Below are 18,844 nucleotides of genomic sequence, written 5' to 3'. Positions count from 1 at the left end.
AATCAGTCTTGACTCGCTCTCTCTTTCCACTTGTTTTTCGTTGCTTCTCCTCCACGAATATGACGTACGGCCTTATGGTAGGCGAGTATTTCTTTCACTTGGTCAGCTAATCCTTCATGAATTGTTGGTAATCGCTCTGTTAAATCCTTGTGCACCGTACTTTTTGAATAACCAGTCATTTTCGCGAGGACACGCACAGTCTCACGCGTCTCAATCAGTAATTCACCGAGGCGTATGCAGCGCTTCCGAATGTGCTCATGCACTTTCTTCGTCCTTTCCACACAATTTCACAAAATGCTTTGGCAATCAGATGCACATTTGCGCATTTCTTCACCTTATGTAAGGACAAAGCTATTCAGAACATTTTTTGCATTTTCCTGATAAAATGCTGACTTTTTATGCGTTACTAGCTTTTCGAATTAAAAAGCTAGTAATTTTTTCGGATTAATATATTTTCCGTCTTCAAGAACTTCGAAATGCATGTGGACGCCAGCCGCTTGATTCCACTCGTTATCAGTTGCTTTTCCTAATGCCTGACCTTGTGTAACCTCATCGCCTTCTTTAACAGCGATATCCTTTACAGAGCTATAATGTGTTTGCATACCGTTTGGATGCTCAATTACAATCTTATTGCCTGTAAATGCGTCTAGTTTTACCTCTAGTACTTTACCACTCATAGCAGCTAGTACTTCAAATTCTTCACCATTCATAGCGATAGAGATACCAGAAGACGTTGTAAATGTTTGATTAAATACCATTAGTGCATTTTCACGGGACTCTTCATTTGCCTCTAACTCGTAGAACTCTTGTAAAACTTGTACTTTACTAAGACTCTCTTCTTTGAATGGGTACTTCATGTTTTCAGTACGTGCATTTGTTTCTACTACAGGACCTGGATCAACTTCCGCTAAATCTGGTAAAGGAGCCTCTTCTACTTTTGATACGAGACTATTGTAACCAAATAACAATCCTGCTAGAACTAGTGCACCACCTGTGTAAACTGCTGGCCAAAACCAAGGTTTCTTTTGTAATTGACCATTTTCCTTTTGATTTGGATTTTGGTTTTGAGAAGTTTTATTGTTTTTATCCTCTCTCATTTTCATCACCTCTAGTTGCAGTGTGAACAACTAGAAGTTATTTTAAACATGCATCTATTTTTTTTATTTCAATATCTTGATAATAATAGTGTAAAATTTCGGCAGCCGTTTTCCCTTCGTTTGCCATTGCCTCAGCGCCATATTGACTCATGCCCACGCCATGACCATAACCTTGGGTTGTCACATGGACCTTTCTTGTCTTCGCGTCATAGACAATTGTAAAATCAGTTGATGGTATGCCAAGAAGTGTTCTAACCTCTCTACCAGTCCAGACATTGCTCCCTAACTGTAAACGCTCTACTCGCCCTGACTCATTGTAAAATAGCTGGATACGATTAAAATCACTAGCTTGCCACTGTACAGGCCACAACTTATTCCATTGTGCTAATGTCCATTCTTGCTGAGCCTCAAACTTCGGTGATGCTTGATCTGAGATACTTGCAACACTTTTCAAATATGGAATATCATTCCCACTATAGCCAAAGGCACTTTCTGTTTTACCATTGCTTGTCGAGTGAAACATGGCTGTAATTAGTTCCTTATTATAAAGAAGAACTTGTCCTTTCGTTTCATCGATTGCTTCGACAATTTTCTTTTCATTTCCCAGGAAATTGCTAGCCCAATTCGCCTTTCTTTGCTCCTCATCATAAAAAACTTGCCTTGCCACAGTTGGAGCAATTGCAGTTTTACCGTAATTTGTCGTTTTCAGTGCATATGTGCGTGCTGCAATCGCTTGGGCTTTCAATGCCTCCTTTTTAAAAGAAACAGGCATTTCCGCTGCAACAACACCTGTAATATACGTTTCCAAAGGGATTTTTTCCTCTTGTCCCTCCACTTCTATAAATATTTCACAGGCATTCTCATCACTAGTTGGAGGTTTGACAGCCTCTCGTCTTTCACTAAGCCCTATAACAGGAAGCATGTATAATACTCCAATCAAACAAATGACACCTATACTAATCATCCATTTTTTCATAAGGAATAATATGCTAGATCTCTTAAAGTTATGAGCAAACAAAAAACCCTCTGCTCCAAAAGCAAAGGGTTGAGAAATCCATTTAGTTTGTAGGTAATTCAATTATTGTGTCTTCAACTGTCACTACTTCTTCAGTAAGTTCAGTAATACGTTCAATGTTGGCACCAAGCGATGCTAGCTTGCCATGGAAATCAACATAACCACGGTCTAAATGATGAAGCTTCGTCACACGTGTTATTCCTTCAGATACAAGACCTGCTAAAATTAGGGCAGCCGCAGCTCGTAAATCCGTTGCCATTACTTCAGCTCCCTGAAGATTAACCGGCCCCTCGATAAACACAGAACGTCCTTCTATTTTAGCACCAGCATTCATGCGACGGAATTCCTCAACATGCATAAAACGATTTTCAAATACCGTTTCTGTAATAATACTCGTACCTTCCGCAGTTAACATTAATGCCATCATTTGTGATTGCATATCTGTTGGGAAGCCTGGATGTGGCATTGTTTTAATATCAACAGCTTTTAATGTATGAGGAGCACGTACACGGATTCCCTCATCCAGTTCAGTAATCTCTACACCCATTTCACGCATCTTAGCTATTAAAGCTGTCATATGCTCAGGAACAGCATTTTCAATGACTACATCACCCTTCGTAATAGCTGCTGCCACCATAAATGTACCAGCCTCAATACGATCGGGAATAATATGGTGCTCTACTCCATATAATGTATCGACTCCTTCGATACGTATTGTATTTGTACCAGCACCAATTACACGACCGCCCATGCTATTGATGAAGTTTGCAAGATCGACAATTTCGGGCTCCTTCGCAGCATTTTCAATTACAGTTGTCCCTTCTGCTAAAGATGCGGCTGTCATAATATTTTCAGTAGCACCAACACTAGGGAAATCTAAATACACATTAGCCCCTTTTAAACGACCTTCCGTTTTTGCCTCTACATATCCGTGACCAAATGAAATTTTTGCACCCATAGCTTCGAAGCCCTTTAAGTGTAACTCAATTGGACGAGAACCGATTGCACAGCCTCCTGGTAGTGCCACGCGAGCATATCCATTACGAGCAAGTAGAGAACCCATCACTAAAATAGATGCACGCATTTTACTAACAAATTCAAATTGAGCTTCACTTGAAAGTTCTTTAGTTGCATCTATATATACGGCATTATCTTCAGGTATATATGTAACTGCTGCGTTTAAACTTTTAAGTACTTCGTTTATTGTAAAGACGTCTGCTAAATTAGGGACTTCTTTAATTACATTTTCTCCTTTTGAAGCAAGTAAAGCTGCCGCAAGGATTGGTAACACTGCATTTTTTGCGCCCTCTACACGTACTTTTCCCTGTAGTTTTTGGCCGCCAGTCACTATTATTTTATCCACCCTATGTCCCTCCGAATTCAATCTATTAACCTATCGAATTTTTATTTTAAAAAGAAGTATAATGTCATAATCAGTAAACAAACAACTCTATAGTACAACTTTTCTAACGCTCGTTCAAGCGTCCAAATCACTATTTTAAGGCATTATTAGATATTTTGCTATTTATTTATTGTACGCTGTCATTTTTTTTTTGTGAATGACCAATAACCCGTTCACTTTCAATACATACCCAAAGATATATGCACAAAAAACCTATTTTATCTTCATTCAGTAAAATATTCCCTTTACTATATGAATGCATCATGTACATATTTTGTTAGCGTGCGTCTTACCAATAACAGACGCATCGTAAGCTGTAATGATGCCAAGGCAAAACTGGTACGGAAGATTTTTATACATAGTTCAAAGGGCCACACAAATGGTATTATAAAGTCCTTTGAAGCATGTAGGTGCATAAATCTTATAGTATTTAACAACGAGTGCTTTAAAATAAATAGGGAAGTTTGCCTGACCAGCTAGATATTTGGAGAAAGAAATTAGATACTGCTGAGCCTATCGTAATACTGAGTAAAATATAAATAAGTTGAATTTGAAATACTCGATTCTTCTTAAATAGTTTCTCCACCATAAAAGCTTGTAATGCGTAAAAAGTAATAGCAATAAAAAACAGATGAGATAAAATGCCCAGTAATGCTTCTTGTCCTATCGCTTCATACAGTTCCATGCTACCCCTCCTTCAATTTACTTCACCTTAAAAAACGGGCAGATACTATATCTGCCCGTTAAAAATGAATTAGATATTACCCTCATGAACGTTGATACGATTCAACGCACGTTTTAATGCTAGGTCAGCACGTTTGAAATCAATGTCGTCTTGTTTACTTTGAAGACGTCCTTCAGCGCGTTTAACGGCTTCTTTAGCACGTTGAACATCGATGTTTTCAGCAATTTCAGCAGAAGGCGCTAAAATTGAGATCTTTTCTGGACGAACTTCAATGAAACCACCGCTTACAGCAACTATATCAGTCGAACCGTTTTCTTTTTTCAGCTTCACTGCACCAATTGCAAGTGGAGCAACCATTGGAATATGGCCTGCAAGAACACCGATTTCTCCTGAAGTTGTTTTAGCGATTACCATTGATACTTCAGAATCGTATACTGGGCCGTCGGGAGTGACAATATTGACTTGAACTGTCTTCATATTTTTTCCTCCTCGTCCCTAGTATTAAACCTCTACGCCCATGCTTTTCGCTTTTTCAACTACTTCATCAATAGAACCAACTAGACGGAAAGCATCTTCTGGAAGGTGATCCCATTTGCCATCAAGGATTTCCTTGAATGAACGAACAGTTTCTTTTACAGGTACATAAGAACCTTTTTGACCAGTGAATTGTTCCGCTACGTGGAAGTTTTGTGATAAGAAGAATTGAATACGACGAGCACGTTCTACTGTTTGTTTGTCTTCATCAGATAACTCATCCATACCTAAGATTGCAATGATATCTTGTAATTCACGGTAACGTTGGATTGTACGTTGTACACCAGTAGCAATTGCGTAGTGCTCAGCGCCTACGATTTCAGGTGATAATGCACGAGAAGTCGAAGCTAATGGGTCAACCGCAGGGTAGATACCCATTTCTGATAATTTACGCTCAAGGTTAGTAGTTGCATCTAAGTGGGCGAAAGTTGTAGCTGGAGCCGGGTCAGTATAGTCATCGGCTGGTACATAAATCGCTTGGATAGAAGTTACAGATCCTTTGTTCGTAGATGTGATACGTTCTTGTAGTTTACCCATTTCAGTTGCAAGTGTTGGTTGGTAACCTACCGCAGAAGGCATACGACCTAATAGGGCAGAAACCTCTGAACCTGCTTGTGTGAAACGGAAGATATTGTCGATGAATAAAAGTACGTCAGCGCCTTGCTCATCACGGAAGTATTCCGCCATTGTAAGACCAGTTAAAGCTACACGCATACGTGCACCAGGAGGCTCGTTCATTTGACCGAATACCATCGCTGTTTGCTTGATAACGCCTGAATCGCTCATCTCGAAGAATAAGTCGTTCCCTTCACGAGTACGCTCACCTACACCAGCAAATACAGAGATACCTGAGTGCTCTTGTGCGATGTTATTAATTAATTCTTGGATTAATACTGTTTTACCTACACCAGCACCACCGAATAGACCGATCTTACCACCTTTAATATAAGGTGCTAATAAGTCTACTACTTTGATACCTGTTTCAAGAATTTCAACTGTAGTTGAAAGTTCATCGAAAGATGGAGCTTCGCGGTGAATTGAATCACGACGAGCATCTGCTGGAATCTCTTCACCTAAGTCAATTACTTCTCCAAGTACGTTGAATACACGACCTAGTGTCACTTCACCAACTGGTACTGAGATAGCTTTTCCTAAGTCTGTTACTTCTGCTCCACGTTGTAAGCCATCAGTAGATGACATTGCAATTGTACGAACAGAATCATCGCCTAAATGAAGTGCAACTTCTAATGCAAGAGTTGTTGGTTCTTCATTAGGACGTTCAATCTTAACTGTTAATGAGTTATAGATTGCTGGTAATTGGCCGTTTTCGAATTTTACGTCGACAACTGGACCCATTACTTGAATAACATGTCCTTTATTCATTACTGTGTACCCTCCTATCGTATTCTTATACGACATTGGTGAGCTGAGCCTATTCTAAGGCTGCAGCTCCACCAACGATTTCTGTAATTTCTTGTGTAATCGCTGCTTGACGTGCACGGTTATATTGCAATGAAAGATCTGCAATAAGATCAGATGCATTATCAGTTGCATTTTTCATAGCAGTCATACGAGAAGCATGTTCACTTGCTTTTCCATCCAATAATGCGCCATAAACTAAGCTTTCCGCGTATTGTGGAAGTAATACTTCAAGAATTGCTTCGCCAGATGGTTCGAATTCATAAGAAGCTTTACTGTTTACAGGTGCGATATCTGTTAATGGAAGAAGTTTTTTCTCTGTCACTTCGTTAGCAATTGCGCTGACAAAGTGATTATAGTACATATAAAGCTCATCATACGTACCGTCAATGAACATACCAACAGCATTACGAGCGATTTCTTTAATATCAGCGAATGTTGGTTGGTCAGGAAGAGCAACAACACTGCTGATGACATTATGATCACGTTTCACAAAGTAATCACGAACAACACGACCTACTGCTAAAATAACGTATTCGTCTTTTGATTTATGACGCTCGTTAATTGTACGTTGTACTTGACGTAGGATACTTGAGTTGTAAGCACCTGCTAGACCACGGTCAGAACCAATGACTAAGTAAGCTGTTTTCTTTACAGGACGAGCAGTTAACATTGGGTGTCCACTGTCTTTTGTACCTGCTGCAATCGCGCCTACTACGTCTTGGATTTTTTCCATATAAGGAACGTAAGCTTTAGCATTTTGCTCTGCACGACGTAACTTTGAAGAAGAAACCATCTGCATCGCTTTCGTAATTTGTTTCGTACTCTTTGTTGAATTAATACGACCTTTTATTTCGCGTAAGTTTACCACTGGTATTTCACCACCTTTTGTTTTTTAATCAAGTGACTAGCTAGAACTTATTCTGATTTAGCGAATGTTTTCTTGAATGCATTGATTGCTGCTTCATAATCCGCATCCGGAGCAAGCTCTTTTGTAGTACGAACATGATCTAGAACGTTAGTGTGGTTTGAATCTAACCAGCTTAAGAATTCGTTTTCGAAACGAACGATATCTTGTACTGGGATATCATCTAAATGACCTTTAGTTAATGCATATAGGATAGCAACTTGTTTTTCAACTTTAAGTGGTTTGTTTAGGTCTTGTTTAAGCACTTCAACCGTACGTTTACCACGTTCAAGTTTAGCAAGTGTAATTTTATCTAAATCTGAACCGAATTGAGCAAATGATTCAAGCTCACGGAATGCAGCTAAGTCAAGACGTAGTGTACCCGCAACTTTTTTCATTGCTTTAATTTGAGCTGATCCACCTACACGTGATACTGAAAGACCTGCGTTGATCGCTGGACGTACACCTGAGTTGAATAAGTCAGATTGTAAGAAGATTTGACCATCAGTAATTGAGATTACGTTAGTTGGGATGTATGCAGAGATATCCCCAGCTTGTGTCTCTACGAATGGAAGAGCTGTGATAGAACCACAGTTGTAAGTTTCATTTAACTTCGCAGCACGTTCAAGTAAGCGGCTGTGTAAGTAGAATACATCACCAGGGTATGCTTCACGACCTGGAGGACGGCGTAGAAGAAGTGAAAGTTCACGGTAAGCTGATGCTTGTTTAGAAAGATCATCATACACGATTAAAACGTGTTTACCTTGTAACATGAATTCTTCTGCCATAGAAACACCAGCAAATGGTGCTAAGTATAATAATGGAGCAGGTTGAGATGCTGCTGCAGTTACAACGATTGTATAATCTAAAGCACCATGTTTACGTAAAGTCTCAACAACACCACGTACAGTAGATTCTTTTTGACCGATTGCAACATAGATACAAATCATGTTTTCACCGTTTTGGTTTAAGATTGTATCGATTGCTACAGATGTTTTACCTACTTGACGGTCACCGATGATTAACTCACGTTGACCACGACCGATTGGCACTAATGCGTCAATCGCTTTAATACCCGTTTGTAGTGGTTCGTGTACTGATTTACGAGCCATTACACCGAAAGCTGGGCTTTCGATTGGACGAGATTTTGTAGCGTTGATAGGACCTTGTCCATCCACTGGTTGACCAAGTGGGTTTACAACACGACCAATCAGTTCTTCACCAACTGGTACTTCCATGATACGACCTGTACGACGAACTTCATCGCCTTCTTTGATGTCAGTGTATGGACCTAAGATTACGATACCAACGTTACCTTCTTCTAGGTTTTGAGCCATACCCATAACACCGTTAGAGAACTCTAAAAGCTCTCCAGCCATGGCGTTGTCGAGGCCATGAGCAAGAGCGATACCGTCACCAATACGGATAACTGTACCAACTTCGCTTACTTTAAGTTCAGATTCATAATTCTCAATCTGTTGTTTAATCAGACTGCTGATTTCTTCAGCCTTGATGCCCATGTATGTCACCTCTCACATTTCTAAATTATTAACCGATTAATTCACGTTTTAGACGCTCTAGTTTGTTAACTACTGAGCTGTCATAAATATGGTTACCGATTTGAACACGAATACCACCAAGTAAAGTTGGATCGATTTCGTTTGTAATGTTTAATGATTGTTTTCCAACAAGTTTCGCAAATGCTGTCGAAATATTAGCGCTTTCTTCTGCAGAAAGTGCACGTGTTGAAAATACTGTTGCATCTGCCATACCTTGTGCTTGTGCAGCAAGCTCAGCATATGCATTGGCAATTAGCTTAATCTCGTTTACACGTTTTTTCTCAACTAGAAGTTGAACCGTGTGTAAAACTTCTGGTGTTGCACCAGTGAAGATTTCAGCTACCATTTGTTTTTTACGTTCGATGGAGAACTTAGGCGCACTTAAAAGCGTTAAAAAATCAGGAGATTCTTTCATTACTTTTGTTAGTTCGTTTAAGTCTGCTCCAACTTCAGTAAGATTGTTTTTTTGTTGCGCTAATTCAAAAAGCGCTTGAGCGTAACGTTTTGCTACAGTTGAATTACTCATCGAGCTTCGCCTGCCTTCGCAATCGTCTCTTCAATTAGAGCACGGTTGTCTGCCTCAGAAATCTCTTTGCTAAGGACTTTAGATGCTGCAAGTACAGATAATGAAACGACTTCATCACGTACTGCTGCAATAGCTTTTTCTTTTTCAGACTCAATTTCACGTAAAGCCGATTCTTTTAAGCGGTTTGCTTCATTGCGCGCTACAGTAAGAATTTCTTCTTTTTGTAGTTCGCCTTGTTTCTTAGCGCCTTCAACAATCGATTGTGCTTCCGTACGAGCTTCTTTAAGAAGGCTCTTTTGTTCTTCTAAAAATTGGTGCGATTCTTTGCGCGCTTTTTCAGCTGCTTCGATTTCACTCGCTACTAATTCTTCACGTTGCTGCATGATGCCCATAAGTGGACCCCAAGCGAATTTCTTAAGTAATAACATTAACACTATGAAGATAACCAATGTTGAGATGATGTCACCATTGTTAAAACCTCCACCAGTGCCAGCACCTAGTACAAGATAATCTAAAAACACGATTGTTTCACTCCCTTCAAGAGCTTTAACTTCAACATAATTTAATGATTAAAAAAACTACCTATTTTAAAAAGCTATATCTACACATAGCTTTTATCCGTTCCAAAATGAAGGGCGAAGTTTCATCTGGTGAATCCTGCTTCGCCACTAGTAAAATTCAGTGTTCAACTGAATTATTTGTTCATTACGATGAATGCTACTACTACTGCGATGATCGGTAGGGCTTCAACTAATGCAACCCCGATGAACATTGTAGTTTGAAGAACGCCACGAGCTTCTGGTTGACGAGCGATACCTTCTACTGTTTTTGATACGATAAGACCGTTACCAATACCTGCACCAAGTGCACCTAAACCGATTGCGATTGCTGCTGCTAATAAACCTAATGAACCTGTCATTTGAAAATTTCCTCCTTGGAATTGTTTGTTTTTTTGTGATTCAAGCATAGGATATATGCTTTATATTAATGGTCATCGCTCACTTTATGAGCCATGTAAACCATTGTTAACATTGTGAAGATAAAGGCTTGGATAAAGCCGATGAAAATTGAGAAACCTTGCCATGCCATCATAGGAACGATTGCCCCGATGAATCCCACAGCACCTGATGATGCTAAACCTGCAAGTAAGCCAAGTAAAATCTCACCCGCGTAAATGTTACCGTAAAGACGTAAACCTAATGTTAATGTGTTTGCAAATTCTTCTACTATTTTCAGCGGGAACATGAATGACATTGGTTTGAAGAATGTACCAACATAATGACCTGTACCCTTCATTTTAACACCATAGTATTGCGTTAAGACTAAAATCATTGCTGCCAATGTCATCGTAACTGTAGGGTCAGCTGTTGGTGATTTCCACCATAGCTGATGATCATAGACGATAGAGAATGGAAGACCTAGTAAGTTAGATACTGCGATAAACATAATTAGCGTAATGGCTAGAACGTGGAATCGACCACCAGTTTTCCAGTCCATGTTGCTTTTAATAATATTCTTAACGAAATCCATAATCCATTCCATAAAGTTTTGCATACCAGTAGGTTTTAACTTTAGGCTTCTAGTTGAAATAAAGGCAATTAAAAATACGATAATTGCTGCAACCAGTAACATCATAACTGTCGATTTATTAAATGTTAAAAAACCGACTTCTAGTAACGGAGCTTCATGATTCATTGTTATTTTTCACCTCTCTTTCTAATTTAAAGCACATTAGCGGTTCCTTACATGTGACACAATTCTCTCGACAAAGAGAAAAACGTACGGAATCATTAGCCCTATAACCGTGCTAATTAAGTGAAAATAGTTTGGCAACGAAATGGCTATTGCGACTGCCGCAACACCTGATCCAAAGCGAAGCGCTGTACCAAGTGAGCCTATCTTCTTCCCTTCACTAATGGATCTGTCAAACTTCTCCATACGGCGAACTAGAATCCAAAAATTATACGTACCAAAAAATGCACCTATTGCGATGCCCGCAAAAACAGTTTGATAGGGAGTAAACCCCCAGCCTAATGCGCAGAGTGCAAGCAAAAAAAATAACGCCCTCTTCTGCACAGCAAAAATGTGATGCAAATCTAGCATTGGTTATAATCTCCTGAATCATTTTTTCGAGTAATGAAAACGTTTGCTGACCACTATGTGAAATCAGAAAAGAGCAGTGAAAGACACTACTCACAGCGGAATAGTAATGGGAGAGTCATTTCAATTACAGGTGTAAATGCCCAAAAATAACTTACACCCCTTACCGACTCGGTAAAAACCGAAACGCACAAAACGTTGCAAATCGACAGTTTTATTTTGAACTGTCAATTTAGTAGAAAGTTGATATAACAAGTGTTTCAACGTCCTATTTATGAACTGAAACCCTTATCATTCTTACCCTTTGTAAGCATACAATAGGTGATATTTGAAGTCAATTGGTAAAGGAGAAAAACTTCACAGCCTATATACTCTTGTCAAATTGTTGACAAATTTGTGTATGAAATTTCATAGTTTCAAAAGTTCCCAACCTTCTCACACGAAAAAAAAGCTAATTTACGACATGATTATGCTCGTAAATTAGCTTACCCATTTCAATAGGTACATTAGACTTATTTTTCCGAATTAAATATAGTACATTAATTAGTTCTTTGTAAAAATTCTAGCAGTGCCTCAACAATACGCTTCGATGCATGCCCATCTCCATATGGATTCGATGCTTTCGCCATTACTTCGTACGCATTTTTATCTGTTAGTAATTCCTTTGCTAAGGCATAGATTGTTTCTTCTTCCGTTCCTGCTAGCTTTAATGTGCCAGCTTCAATACCTTCTGGACGTTCTGTCGTATCTCTTAGAACAAGCACTGGTTTCCCTAATGAAGGTGCTTCTTCTTGTACGCCACCTGAGTCCGTTAAAATCATATATGAATTTGCCGCAAAATTATGGAAATCAAACACTTCAAGAGGCTCTATTAAATGTACACGTTCATTGTCTCCTAAGATTTCATTCGCAATTTCTCTAACAGCTGGATTCATATGCACTGGATATACAACTTGAACATCCTCATGCTCTGTTAATATTCTCGTAATCGCTTTGAACATATGGCGCATTGGTTCACCCAGATTTTCACGACGATGTGCCGTTAATAAAATCATGCGATCTTCGCCAATCTTATCTAATACAGGGTGTGTGTAGTGCTCACTGACCGTTGTTGCTAATGCGTCAATGGCTGTATTTCCTGTCACAAAAATCGTGTCTGGATTTTTATTTTCATCTAGCAGGTTCTTTTTAGATACTTCCGTTGGAGCAAAATGTAAATCTGCCATCACACCTGTTAGCTGACGATTCATTTCCTCTGGATATGGTGAATACTTGTTCCATGTACGTAAGCCCGCTTCCACATGCCCTATAGCAATTTGGTTATAGAATGCCGCCAAGCTCGCAATGAAGGTTGTTGCTGTATCACCATGTACCAAAACGATATCTGGTTGTGCTTCTTTCATTACTTTATCTAAGCCTTGTAATGCGTTTGTCGTTACATCAATTAATGTTTGACGATCCTTCATTATATTTAAATCATAGTTTGGTGTTATGTTAAATGTCTCTAATACTTGGTCGAGCATTTGGCGATGCTGTGCTGTTACGGTTACAATAGATTCTATTTGCTCAGGATACTTTTGTAACTCCAAAACGAGAGGAGCCATTTTAATTGCTTCTGGTCTTGTACCAAAAATCGTCATTACTTTCCATTTTTTTATCAAAACGATCTGCACCGTCCTTTTTGTTATTGTATGAAATGGTCATCAATAGACGTACTTGCCTACACATACTAGGAAACGCCCTTCAATTTGAAGGACGCTTTCACAAGTTATTAGTTTCCTAAATGAGGAAATTACATGTATTGATTTTTATTTTGTACCGAATAGACGGTCTCCGGCATCACCTAAACCAGGTACAATATAGCCATGATCGTTTAATTTTTCATCGAGTGCAGCAATATAAATATCTACATCAGAATGTTCTTCTTGAATAGCTTTTACACCCTCTGGTGCAGCGATTAAGCACATGAATTTAATGTTTTTAGCTCCACGTTTTTTCAGTGAGTGGATGGCTTCCACTGCTGAACCACCAGTTGCAAGCATTGGATCTACAATGATGAAATCACGCTCTTCCACATCTGCTGGAAGTTTTGCATAATATTCAACTGGTTTTAACGTTTCAGGATCACGATAAAGACCAATATGACCAACTTTAGCCGCTGGGATAAGCTTTAATACGCCATCTACCATACCGATACCTGCACGTAGAATTGGTACAATCGCAAGCTTTTTACCAGAAAGTACTTTTGTTTTGGCAATTGTTACAGGTGTTTCAATTTCAATTTCTTCTACTGGCATATCACGTGTGATTTCAAACGCCATAAGTGTTGCTACTTCGTCTACTAGCTCACGAAATTCTTTTGTTCCTGTGTTCTTGTCGCGAATATAAGTTAATTTGTGTTGGATTAGTGGATGATCAAATACATAGACTTTGCTCAAAGGGATTCTCTCCTCACCGTTCGGATTTCATTTTTATCTCAACTAGTATAACAGAAAAAAGGAGTCGCCTCAAAAATTAATTTAGGACGACTCCTTTTGTTATTTTATATTTGTCAAAAATAAGCTATTGATCAAGAATTTTATCTACTTGTTCAATGGGCATTGGCTTATAATAAAAATAGCCTTGTCCTACTGTACAGCCTAGTGCACGTAAAATTTCTACCTGCTCTTCCGTTTCAATGCCCTCTGCAACTGAAATCATCCCTAAGTTTAATGCCAACTGAATAATGGAGCGTACAATCGCAAGCGTTGCCGCATCTTCAATCGCATTAATAAAGCTACGATCAATCTTTAATTCAGTGAAGGGTAGCTGTTGTAGATAGCTTAATGATGAAAAACCTGTTCCAAAATCATCTACTGATGTTTTAAAACCATAGCTTTTTAATTCTTGAATAATTTTAAAGGCAGATTGAAAGTCTACTAAACCAATATTTTCAGTCACCTCTAAAATAATATAGCTAGGGTCAATATTATATTTTTGAACAAGTTTCAGTGTATCCTGAACGAAATGCGTATAGTAAAAATGATCAGGTGAGATATTAACTGCAATTTTCACTAATTTCTTTCCTAGCCGTTGACGTTCTGAAAGCCATGAAAGCACAGTCTCTAAAACAAGAACATCTATTTCCAGAACCTTCCCGGTACTCTCAGCTACTGGAATGAAGATGGCTGGTGACACAAAGCCTAGTTTTGGAGAAATCCACCGTGCCAGTGCCTCAATACTGTGTATTTCACCATTACGTAAGTCTACCTTAGGCTGTAAATGGACTGTAATTTCTTTATTTTTGATTGCTTGTGATAAATGATTTAAAACCGTCATTTTCTGTATAAGCACATCATTTTTTTCTGTTGTAAAAATTTCAGTATGTGTACCTGGTCTATCAATTGCAAAGGAAAGAGCATTATCAGCAAAGCGAATCGCATCAATGATTTTTGTGTCATTATTATAGGAAGCGATTCCTGTTTTTAGCGTGATATAGATTTGCTTTCCCCCTATAATAAAGGGCTGACGAATTGTTTCCTTTATCCGCTTATCATACTCCTGTAAATTTTCATTGTGTGCCAACGTAGACATAATAAGACTAGAGCTTGTAAATCTAGCAACATATTCATTATCTTCTGGCTTGTCTTGCTCCAATCTTTTAGCGAGTTGCCTTAAAAGCTCATCTCCAACCTCACGCCCGTAAAGTTCCACCACTTGATGAAATTCACTTGGTTTTAATATTTTGATAAAACCGCTTAAACCATGCTCCACTTCTTTTTCAATCGAATTAACAAAGCTATGACGATTAGGTAGACCCGTTGTAATATCCGTGTAGGCTAAATCCCAAATTTTTTTTTGAGTTCGAGCATAGGTAACAGCCAACGCAACAAGTGACCCCATTTTTTGAAGCATATTTTTAAAAGACATTTGGTCGCTTCGTGTTTTTTGAAAATAGATCGAAAATAACCCTATCACTTGCCGTTGTTGATTGCGTATAGGTACAAACCATCCATACGGCTTTTCAGATAATGTAGCATATTGTTTATGTTCCTCAGGGATATTTACTTCATCTAAATTTTCCACGAGCCTAGCATTTCCTGATTGCATTACTTCAATAAAAAATGCATTGTTTTCACAGCACCTTGGCACACTTTCCTCCGGATCATTACCTGTGAAAACTTGTAATTGATTGGACTCTGTTTTTACTAGAACCATACTTGCAATATTCGGCGTAAAAAAATCATCCAGTCCACGGCAAATAATTTTCATCTTTTGTTCAAGAGTGCTATCTCGCTCGATGGCCTTGTACATATCATTTTCTAATCTCATTAGGAAGTCTTCAGTACGGTAATACGTTACATCCTTCACAAGCACTAAAACATATTTCGTACGATTAGCCTCATTGCAAAATGGTAATGCTTGTATCTCTGCCCAAAAGGGCGATTTATTAATGCCATTATGATAGAGCTTTGCCTGGACCATTATGCCGTTATGTATTTTTTCTTTTATCATTTTTATGGTTGTCTTTTTTTCATCTATAGAGAGCCATGAAAAATAATCAGTATTTAGGATTTGTGAACGCGAAGCATTTGTAAGCATACAAAATGAATCATTACACGCTAGTATGCCATGATGATTTGTCGCATCAAAAATAACGTAGCTTTCTTTCGAATTATCCCCTAATTTACGAATGCTACTTAATAAAACATCATTTTCTATGTCTAATGATTTAGTGACCATCCAATCCCTCCATCTCTATCACTTCATCCCATTTCCATTGTACATAAAATTCAAATAAATTTTCACCTTTATGAAAAAAAACTTCTTTTCTAGGACATTATCTGTCCTTAAACTATTATAATAAAACCCTACTTATCTATTTTATGTAAATTTATTCAAAAACAAGATGATTATTCTATTTTTTCAGAAAAAATATGTTTTTTATAGTTTAGTCCTAAATTCACAAAATAAAAGGCTGTATTTAAAGTAACAAATGTACTTTAAACACAGCCCTCTCATTTCTATTATGCGTATAATGGGTGTCTATCTGTTAATGCTTTTACACGATCTTTTGCTTCTGCTTTAACTGCTTCATCTTCAGGATTTTTAAGAACCGCAGCAATAATTGCTCCAACTTCTTTCATATCCTCTTCTTTAAAGCCGCGAGAAGTAACAGCTGGCGTACCGATACGAATACCAGAAGTAACAAATGGCGATTCTGTATCGTAAGGAATTGTGTTTTTATTCGTTGTAATACCTACTTCATCTAGTGCATGCTCTGCTACTTTACCTGTTAAACCAAGTGATTTTACATTTAACAGTAATAAGTGGTTATCTGTACCACCAGAAACGATTTCAACACCTTCAGCAATTAGTACTTCTGCTAAAGCTTTGGCATTCGCTTTAATTTGCTTTGCATAGTCTTTAAATTCTGGTTGTAATACTTCGCCAAATGCTACAGCTTTTGCAGCAATGACATGCATTAATGGACCACCTTGAATTCCTGGAAATACAGATTTATTTAATTTTTGCTCCCATTCTTTTGAAGCAAGAATTAAACCACCACGTGGTCCACGTAATGTTTTATGCGTTGTTGATGTAACAAAATCAGCATACGGCACTGGTGATTGATGTTCACCAGCAGCTACAAGACCAGCAATGTGTGCCATATCCACCATGAAGTATGCACCCACTTCGTCTGCGATTTCACGGAATTTAGAGAAGTCAATTTCACGTGGGTAGGCAGAAGCACCAGCAACGATCAGTTTTGGTTTATGTTCTAATGCTTTTTGACGTACATCTTCATAATCGATTACTTGATTTTCTTTCGTTACACCATATTCCACAAAGTTATATAGGATACCAGAGAAGTTTACTGGAGATCCATGTGTTAAGTGACCACCATGAGAAAGGTTCATACCAAGAACTGTGTCACCTGGTTCTAAAATTGTATGGTAAACAGCCATGTTTGCTTGTGCACCAGAGTGTGGTTGTACATTAGCATATTCTGCTCCAAAAATTTCTTTCACGCGATCACGTGCAATATTTTCTACTACGTCTACATGTTCACAACCACCGTAGTAGCGTTTACCTGGATAGCCTTCAGCGTATTTATTTGTCAGTACTGATCCTTGTGCTTCCATAACCGCTTCGGAAACAAAGTTTTCAGATGCAATCAATTCAATATTTGCTTGTTGACGTTTTTTTTCTGCAAGAATTCCGTCTAATACTGCTTTGTCTTGTACTGCTAATTTTTCATATGCCATGTTTGAAAAAGCCTCCTAAAGTATCGTTAATTATCTATACCACTTATAATAAGGGTACTTATTTATATATTGCACGTTCTCCGCCAATTAGCTTTGGACGTGTTGTTGCAACCGTAACAATCGCTTCTCCCACCATTTTCACTGATGTTCGAACGGGAACAGCTACTGCTTTCAAATGCATACCAATTAATGTTTGTCCAATATCAATACCTGCATGTGCCTGTATTGTTTCAACAACCACTGGATTAGCAAATTGTGTATAGGCATAAGCAGACATCGATCCACCTGCTGTACGTACTGGAACTACTGCTACTTCATCATAGCCAAATCGTTCAGCCGTCGATGCCTCCATAGTAATAGCGCGGTTAATATGCTCACAGCCTTGGAATGCTAAATGTAATTGATGTTTCGATGCAAATTCTTGTAACGGCTCATAAATGGCTTCAGCTATTTCCAATGCCCCTGCTGTGCCAATTTTCTGACCAATCACTTCAGATGTAGAGCACCCTACAACAAAAATTGTATGAGGTCGTAACGTTACCTGCTCTTCAAACTCACTGAGTAACTGAGTCAAATGCGTTCGTATTTGTTTTACTACCATTAAGCTCAGCTCCTTCATCTATATCCATTAAAATCATGCCATATAGGACATCCTTGACGAATGCCATATATGGAATCATGAAACAATTATTGCTCTAGCTCAGCAATTTTTTCTATGCGGCGTGTATGACGACCACCTTCAAACTCTGTTTCTAGCCAAGTTTGGACGATTTCACGTGCAAGGCCTGGACCAATGACACGTTCACCCATGGCTATAATATTTGAGTCATTATGGCAACGTGTTGCCTTGGCACTGAATACATCATGCACTAATGCACAACGAATGCCCTTCACCTTATTAGCAGCAATGGACATACCAATTCCTGTGCCACAAATTAAAATACCTTTATCAAATTCTCCATTAGCAACACCTTCAGAAACAGGTTTTGCATAATCAGGATAGTCTACTGAATCCGCAGATTGTGGACCAAAATCTTCGTAGCTAATATGAAGTTCATCTAATAGCTGCATAATCTCACGACGTAAGTTGTTGCCTCCGTGATCAGAAGAAATTGCTATTCTCACTGGGTTCCCTCTTTTCGAATTATAGTCACCCTTAGTGTACCACTTCTTTCTGAAGAATAACATGATTTTTCTTGTTTTTTTATGCTGATTTCTCCTGAAAGACGAACATTTATTGTATATTAACATAAAAATATTCACTTTTAAACCCGTTTTTCTGTGGATAATGTGAATATCATGTTAATAAGTTCGGATAAAGGTCCTTTGTTGTAATATTCCATCTTCTGAAG

At 38.4% G+C, this 18,844-nt stretch carries 20 protein-coding genes; all 20 read right to left on the bottom strand.

The window, feature by feature from the left end:
• Positions 1 to 2 precede the first annotated feature (2 nt).
• Positions 3 to 263 carry a sporulation transcriptional regulator SpoIIID gene (locus tag NST76_RS02790; RefSeq protein ID WP_025114760.1) on the bottom strand — a complete coding sequence of 87 codons (261 nt, stop codon included), beginning with the start codon at positions 261 to 263 and terminating at the stop codon, positions 3 to 5.
• A 156-nt stretch (positions 264 to 419) separates the two neighbouring features.
• Positions 420 to 1,097, bottom strand: a complete 678-nt coding sequence (locus tag NST76_RS02785) for a M23 family metallopeptidase (protein WP_036123599.1) — start codon at positions 1,095 to 1,097, stop codon at positions 420 to 422.
• A gap of 37 nt (positions 1,098 to 1,134) precedes the next feature.
• The gene (gene spoIID, locus NST76_RS02780; protein ID WP_342544590.1) at positions 1,135 to 2,037 is read right to left on the bottom strand and encodes a stage II sporulation protein D; all 903 of its coding nucleotides are present in this window, start codon (positions 2,035 to 2,037) and stop codon (positions 1,135 to 1,137) included.
• A 118-nt stretch (positions 2,038 to 2,155) separates the two neighbouring features.
• Positions 2,156 to 3,475: a UDP-N-acetylglucosamine 1-carboxyvinyltransferase gene (gene murA, locus NST76_RS02775; RefSeq protein WP_036123602.1), complete on the bottom strand. Its 1,320-nt coding sequence runs from the start codon at positions 3,473 to 3,475 to the stop codon at positions 2,156 to 2,158.
• Positions 3,476 to 3,959: 484 nt separating this feature from the next.
• The gene (locus NST76_RS02770; protein WP_036123606.1) at positions 3,960 to 4,199 is read right to left on the bottom strand and encodes a DUF1146 family protein; all 240 of its coding nucleotides are present in this window, start codon (positions 4,197 to 4,199) and stop codon (positions 3,960 to 3,962) included.
• Between the two features lie 69 nt (positions 4,200 to 4,268).
• The gene (locus tag NST76_RS02765) at positions 4,269 to 4,676 is read right to left on the bottom strand and encodes a F0F1 ATP synthase subunit epsilon (RefSeq protein WP_036123609.1); all 408 of its coding nucleotides are present in this window, start codon (positions 4,674 to 4,676) and stop codon (positions 4,269 to 4,271) included.
• 24 nt (positions 4,677 to 4,700) lie between these two features.
• The gene (gene atpD / locus NST76_RS02760; RefSeq protein WP_089932989.1) at positions 4,701 to 6,116 is read right to left on the bottom strand and encodes a F0F1 ATP synthase subunit beta; all 1,416 of its coding nucleotides are present in this window, start codon (positions 6,114 to 6,116) and stop codon (positions 4,701 to 4,703) included.
• Between the two features lie 49 nt (positions 6,117 to 6,165).
• Positions 6,166 to 7,023 carry an ATP synthase F1 subunit gamma gene (gene atpG / locus NST76_RS02755; RefSeq protein WP_036123615.1) on the bottom strand — a complete coding sequence of 286 codons (858 nt, stop codon included), beginning with the start codon at positions 7,021 to 7,023 and terminating at the stop codon, positions 6,166 to 6,168.
• A gap of 47 nt (positions 7,024 to 7,070) precedes the next feature.
• Entirely contained in the window at positions 7,071 to 8,579 is a 1,509-nt protein-coding gene (gene atpA / locus NST76_RS02750) for a F0F1 ATP synthase subunit alpha (RefSeq protein WP_036123620.1), read from the bottom strand.
• A 28-nt stretch (positions 8,580 to 8,607) separates the two neighbouring features.
• Positions 8,608 to 9,144, bottom strand: coding sequence for a F0F1 ATP synthase subunit delta (locus NST76_RS02745; RefSeq protein WP_036123623.1), 537 nt, complete (start codon positions 9,142 to 9,144; stop codon positions 8,608 to 8,610).
• The gene (gene atpF, locus NST76_RS02740; protein ID WP_089932992.1) at positions 9,141 to 9,665 is read right to left on the bottom strand and encodes a F0F1 ATP synthase subunit B; all 525 of its coding nucleotides are present in this window, start codon (positions 9,663 to 9,665) and stop codon (positions 9,141 to 9,143) included. Before atpF ends, NST76_RS02745 begins: the two co-directional genes overlap by 4 nt.
• Positions 9,666 to 9,838: 173 nt before the next feature.
• Positions 9,839 to 10,063 carry a F0F1 ATP synthase subunit C gene (gene atpE, locus NST76_RS02735; RefSeq protein ID WP_004269474.1) on the bottom strand — a complete coding sequence of 75 codons (225 nt, stop codon included), beginning with the start codon at positions 10,061 to 10,063 and terminating at the stop codon, positions 9,839 to 9,841.
• Between the two features lie 65 nt (positions 10,064 to 10,128).
• Entirely contained in the window at positions 10,129 to 10,839 is a 711-nt protein-coding gene (gene atpB, locus NST76_RS02730; protein ID WP_058843803.1) for a F0F1 ATP synthase subunit A, read from the bottom strand.
• Positions 10,840 to 10,875: 36 nt separating this feature from the next.
• Positions 10,876 to 11,247 carry an ATP synthase subunit I gene (locus NST76_RS02725; protein WP_036123631.1) on the bottom strand — a complete coding sequence of 124 codons (372 nt, stop codon included), beginning with the start codon at positions 11,245 to 11,247 and terminating at the stop codon, positions 10,876 to 10,878.
• 536 nt (positions 11,248 to 11,783) lie between these two features.
• Complete coding sequence (gene wecB, locus NST76_RS02720; RefSeq protein ID WP_036123633.1) at positions 11,784 to 12,905, bottom strand: UDP-N-acetylglucosamine 2-epimerase (non-hydrolyzing); 1,122 nt, start codon at positions 12,903 to 12,905, stop codon at positions 11,784 to 11,786.
• Positions 12,906 to 13,052: 147 nt separating this feature from the next.
• The gene (upp, locus tag NST76_RS02715) at positions 13,053 to 13,682 is read right to left on the bottom strand and encodes a uracil phosphoribosyltransferase (RefSeq protein ID WP_004269470.1); all 630 of its coding nucleotides are present in this window, start codon (positions 13,680 to 13,682) and stop codon (positions 13,053 to 13,055) included.
• Positions 13,683 to 13,806: 124 nt separating this feature from the next.
• On the bottom strand, positions 13,807 to 15,966 hold the full coding sequence (locus NST76_RS02710; RefSeq protein WP_058843802.1) for an EAL domain-containing protein: 2,160 nt from the start codon (positions 15,964 to 15,966) through the stop codon (positions 13,807 to 13,809).
• Positions 15,967 to 16,250: 284 nt separating this feature from the next.
• The gene (glyA, locus tag NST76_RS02705; RefSeq protein WP_036123640.1) at positions 16,251 to 17,492 is read right to left on the bottom strand and encodes a serine hydroxymethyltransferase; all 1,242 of its coding nucleotides are present in this window, start codon (positions 17,490 to 17,492) and stop codon (positions 16,251 to 16,253) included.
• 58 nt (positions 17,493 to 17,550) lie between these two features.
• Complete coding sequence (locus tag NST76_RS02700; RefSeq protein ID WP_101966466.1) at positions 17,551 to 18,093, bottom strand: TIGR01440 family protein; 543 nt, start codon at positions 18,091 to 18,093, stop codon at positions 17,551 to 17,553.
• Between the two features lie 86 nt (positions 18,094 to 18,179).
• Positions 18,180 to 18,617 (bottom strand): ribose 5-phosphate isomerase B, encoded by a 438-nt coding sequence (gene rpiB / locus NST76_RS02695; protein WP_036123645.1) that lies wholly within the window; start codon positions 18,615 to 18,617, stop codon positions 18,180 to 18,182.
• Positions 18,618 to 18,844: the final 227 nt, after the last annotated feature.

This window comes from Lysinibacillus sp. FSL W7-1291 (assembly GCF_038593415.1).
GTDB lineage: Bacteria > Bacillota > Bacilli > Bacillales_A > Planococcaceae > Lysinibacillus > Lysinibacillus fusiformis_D.
The sequence above is the reverse complement of the archived record's forward strand: the minus strand, read 5'-3'. Positions and strand labels throughout refer to the sequence as shown.